At 64.4% G+C, this 4,361-nt stretch carries 4 protein-coding genes; 3 read left to right on the forward strand and 1 reads right to left on the reverse strand.

Annotated features, from left to right (window positions below):
* Positions 1-916 (forward strand): FAD-linked oxidase C-terminal domain-containing protein (locus EOA22_RS25490; protein WP_281040788.1); only part of this gene is annotated, 916 nt, incomplete at its 5' end.
* 117 nt (positions 917-1,033) lie between these two features.
* Positions 1,034-1,555 carry a hypothetical protein gene (locus EOA22_RS25495; protein WP_013531009.1) on the forward strand — a complete coding sequence of 174 codons (522 nt, stop codon included), beginning with the start codon at positions 1,034-1,036 and terminating at the stop codon, positions 1,553-1,555.
* A gap of 41 nt (positions 1,556-1,596) precedes the next feature.
* Here the strand turns inward: EOA22_RS25495 and EOA22_RS25500 are convergent, their stop codons facing one another.
* A complete protein-coding gene (locus EOA22_RS25500) occupies positions 1,597-2,580 on the reverse strand; it encodes a Dyp-type peroxidase (protein WP_063168286.1) in 984 nt (327 codons plus the stop codon).
* A 129-nt stretch (positions 2,581-2,709) separates the two neighbouring features.
* Between EOA22_RS25500 and EOA22_RS25505 the strand changes: the two genes are divergently transcribed.
* The coding region (locus tag EOA22_RS25505; protein WP_127390297.1) for an AsmA family protein at positions 2,710-4,361 on the forward strand (1,652 nt) is incomplete at its 3' end.

A 4,361-nucleotide genomic window follows, 5' to 3' on the forward strand; every position in this document is an offset into this window, starting at 1 on the left:
CTACGGAACGATGCGCGAGAACGTGCTGTCGCTGACCGCCGTCATGGCCGACGGCGAAACGGTGACAACCGGCAAGCGGGCGAAAAAGAGCTCGGCCGGCTATGATCTGACGCGGCTGCTGGTCGGCTCGGAAGGCACGCTCGGCATCATCACGTCGCTGACCTTGAAGCTGCAAGGCATCCCGCAGGCGATCTCCGGCGGCGTCTGCCCGTTTCCGAGCGTCGAGGCGGCCTGCAACGCGGTCATCGCGACGATCCAGATGGGCATCCCGGTGGCGCGCATCGAACTGGTCAACGCCTTGCAGATGCGGGCGATGAAGAATTATTCCAAGCTCGACTATCCCGAGAGCCCGTGCCTGTTCGTCGAGTTTCATGGTAGCGATGCCGGCGTTGCCGAACAGGCCGAAACCTTCGGCATGATCGCGGAGGAAAATGGCGGCGGGCCGTTCCTGTGGACCAGCGTCGCCGAGGAGCGCACCAAATTGTGGAAGGCGAGGCACGACGCCTACTGGTCGTCGCTGACCCTGCGGCCGGGAGCCAAGGGGCTGTCGACCGATGTCTGCGTGCCGATCTCGCGCTTTGCCGAATGCGTCATGGAAACCGAGGCCGATATCGCCGAGATGGGCCTGATCGCGCCGATCGTCGGCCATGCCGGCGACGGCAATTTCCACGTGCTTGTGCTGATGGATGTGAACGATCCCAAGGAGATCGCGCTGTCGGAAAAATTCGTCGCGCGGCTCAACATGCGGGCCATCGCCATGGACGGCACCTGCACCGGCGAGCACGGCATCGGCCAGGGCAAGATCGGCTTCCTGCGCCACGAGCTCGGCCACGGCGTCGACATCATGCGCACCATCAAGCAGGCGCTCGATCCGCTTGATATCATGAACCCGGGCAAGATCTTGCCGGGAAACTAACCGATTTTCCGACGCAAGGTTCGTAGGCGGCCAGTCTTGACCGCGCCACCATTCGGGCCGAGGCTTGGCCGGTAGCAGGGCCTGAAGCCAACAGGCGTGCCAGCGGAGGAGGATGCCATGGCGATTTCACGCAAGGAAGAAGCGCGCGCGCTGAGTGCCGACGAACACGATCTGGTGGAGAAGTCTCACCATCCGGCGGTGCAGGAGCTCTCCGACGCCGATCTTGCCGGCCTGGTCAAGCTGTTGCGGGAGCGGCGCGACAAGGCGCAGACCGAAGCACACCGCCGCCGGCGTGAGATCCGGGGCAAGGGCGCGGCGAAGGGCGCTACGCCTTCGAAGGCTGATGGCGGGTCGCAGCTCAAGCTTGCGGTGCTGGCCATGGCCATGCGGCGCCTGAATGGCGAGGCCGAGCGGCGCCGGCAACTGGCCGCCAGCGTTTCGCTGATCGAGAATGCGCGCAAGGCATTGGTGATGAAGCAAGGGGCGGCATCGGACGGCCCCGCCTTCAACTCGCGCACCGCGCGCAGGGGTATGCGGCCGGTGGCGAACCAGAGGGCGCCGGATCTGGTCCGGCCAATGGAACTCGGCCGGCAGCGCAGGGCGGCCAAGGTGGCACAGGCAAAGCGCGACGCACGCTGAATTCGCGGTGATCGCGGGCTGAAATCGTTGAGGACGCCTGCCTACCGTGCGGCAGGCTTCGCCTGTCCGCCCTCGACAAGCGTCTGCAGCATGGGGCGGGTTGGCGCGAAGAATGTCGTGCCGGTGTGCGGTGTGGAGAAATCGAGCAGGCGGTCGTAGGCGCCCGGCGGCTCGCCGATATACATGCGCTGCAGCATTTTTTCGGTGACCCAAAGATATCTGGAATAGCCGATGAAGTAGGTGCCGAACTCGTTCTGCCCCGGCCTGCCAAACGGCATGTTGTCGCGCAAAATATCGTACTCGTTGCCGGCGGCATCCTCGATGGTGGCCAGCGACTTGTGCGATTTGCGCGGCGCATCGTCATCGTCGATTTCGATGTTGTCGATCTTGGTGCGGCCGATGATCGCTTCCTGCTCGGGCGTCGGAATGCGCGCCCAGGCCTGCATGTCGTGGAGATATTTCTGGACGACGACATAGCTGCCGCCGGCGAAGTCGGCGTCTTCATCGCCGATGAGCGCAGAGGCGGGCAAGTCGAGGCCGGTCGGGTTGGCGGTCCCGTCGACGAAGCCGAGCAGGTCGCGCGCATCGAAATAGCGAAAGCCGGAAACCTCATCGATGACGCTTACGCCGTCACCGAGATTGTCGAGCAGGATGCGCTCGAACTCGAAGCACATATCGGGTCGCTCGGAGCGGATGTGGAAGAGGAGATCGCCGGCGGTCGAAGGCGCCGAATGAACGGCACCCTTGATCGGTGCGAACGGTTTCAGTTCCAGCGGCCGCCGGTCTGGAGAAAGACGATCCCAGAGATCGCGGCCGATGCCGGCAATGCACGACAGCCGCCCGGAGAGATCGCGGAACCCGACGGTTTTGATGAGATCGTCGAGCCCGCCGAGCACGGAGGCAACCTTGGCGAGCGCGCTCTGCTCGCTGGCGACGGCGACGACAAGAAAGACCGCCGAAAGGGACAGCGGAGCGTCGACACTTTGCGCATCGATCGGCACGCGATCCCAGTTCTTGCCCGACATCCGATTTCTCCGCTTCGCCGGGATTTGTTTCAGATCACCGGAGATCGCGCAACTGGATGAATTGCCTCTTTATCGACACGCGGATGCGGGTAGAGTGCGGCAGAATTTCAATCAACCCATTCGGAGCTGATGCTCGCACGCCTGTTCGTGATCTTCGGTGGCCTGTTCGTGCTGGTGCTGTGTGCGGCGCTGGTGGTGCCGTATTTTATCGACTGGACCGGCTACCGCGCCGACTTCGAGCGCGAGGCGAGCGCCATTCTCGGCCGCAAGGTGACCGTGCAGGGCGACGCCACCGCAAGGCTGTTGCCGTTTCCCTCGGTGACCTTCTCGAATGTCGCCGTCGCCGGCGGCCCCAACGGCCAGCCGGCCATGACGGTCGAGACGTTTTCAATGGACGCGGAACTGGCGCCCTTCCTGCGCGGTGAAGTGCTGATCTTCGACATGCGGCTGGTGCGGCCGAAAGCGACCATCGATATCGCCAATGACGGCACGGTCGACTGGGCGATGCGGCCGTCCTCGCCCTTCGACCCCAGCCAGATCTCGATCGAGAAGCTGACGGTGACGGAGGGTCAGATCGAAGTTCGCCATGCCGCTGGCGGGCGCAGCCATCTGTTTTCCGAGATCAATTCGACCGTCTCGGCCAAGTCGCTGGCCGGCCCATGGCGCATGGACGGCACGCTGCGGCTGGACGGGTTGCGCACCGCGGTCACCGCGTCCACCGGCAAGGCCGAAGGCTCAGGACAGATGCGGTTTCGGCTGAAAGCCAATCCGGACGCGTATCCGCTGGTCATCGAGACCGACGGCAATGCCGGCATCGTCAATGGAGCCGCCGTCTACTCCGGCCAGTTCAAGATTTCAAATCCTGACAAGAATGGTGCCGACAAGAACAGCGCCGAGCTGCGCGGCACCGATGGCGAGACGGTGAAAGTCTCGGCCGGCAAGCCCGATCCGGGCTTTCGGCTGAACGGCAAGTTTTCGCTAGACCACCAGAAGCTGGGTGTCGACGAATTCCGCTTCGAGACCGGGCCTCTCGACAACCCCTACACCGCCGATGGCAAGGCTTCTGTCGATCTCGGGCTGAAACCGAGTTTCGCCATCGAGGCCAATGGCGCGCAGGTGCAGTTCGACGAGGCGGTGGGCGCCGAAGCCGGCGCCGGCCTGACGCTGGACCAGCGCATCGCGGCGTTCGAGCAAGCGCTGCTCGATATGCCGAAGCCGACCATCCCCGGCACGGTCGAGGTCAAGCTGCCGGCGGTGGTGGTCGGCGACACCACGGTGCGCGACGTGCATCTTTCCGCCGAGCCGGTCGATGGCGGCTGGTCGGTGAAATCGCTTGCCGCGACCTTGCCCGGCCGCACCACGCTGGAAGCGGATGGCATGCTGGTGCTCAATTTGGAGGGTCATTTCGGCTTCAACGGCTCGCTGCTGCTGGCCGTGGCCCAACCTTCCGGCTTTGCCGCCTGGCTGTCGAAGGATGTCGACGAGGCGATCCGCCGCCTGCCGGCCGCCGGCTTCAAGGCCAAGGTCGACCTCTCGCAGAAGCGCCAGGCCTTCAGCGATCTCGAACTGATCCTGGGCAAGGCGAAGTTTTCCGGCCGCATCGATTCCAGCCAGCCCGACGATGCCAAGCCCTCGGTGCTGATGCGGCTTGAAGGCGGTGATCTCGATGTCGACGGGCTGGCGGCCTTCGCCTCGATCTTCGTCAGCGACAAGGGCGCCAATCGCTTTGCCGACCGCGACCTCGATTTCCAGATCAAGGCCGGGCCGGTCAACGCCGGTGG

This window comes from Mesorhizobium sp. M7A.F.Ca.US.014.04.1.1 (genome assembly GCF_003998745.1).
GTDB classification, from domain to species: domain Bacteria; phylum Pseudomonadota; class Alphaproteobacteria; order Rhizobiales; family Rhizobiaceae; genus Mesorhizobium; species Mesorhizobium ciceri.

What these genes read in the sequence shown, in the direction of transcription:
- EOA22_RS25495 (WP_013531009.1), top strand. Translation starts at nt 1,034, where the DNA reads ATGGCGATTTCACGCAAGGAAGAAGCGCGCGCGCTGAGTGCCGACGAA.
- EOA22_RS25500 (WP_063168286.1), bottom strand. Translation starts at nt 2,580, where the DNA reads ATGTCGGGCAAGAACTGGGATCGCGTGCCGATCGATGCGCAAAGTGTC.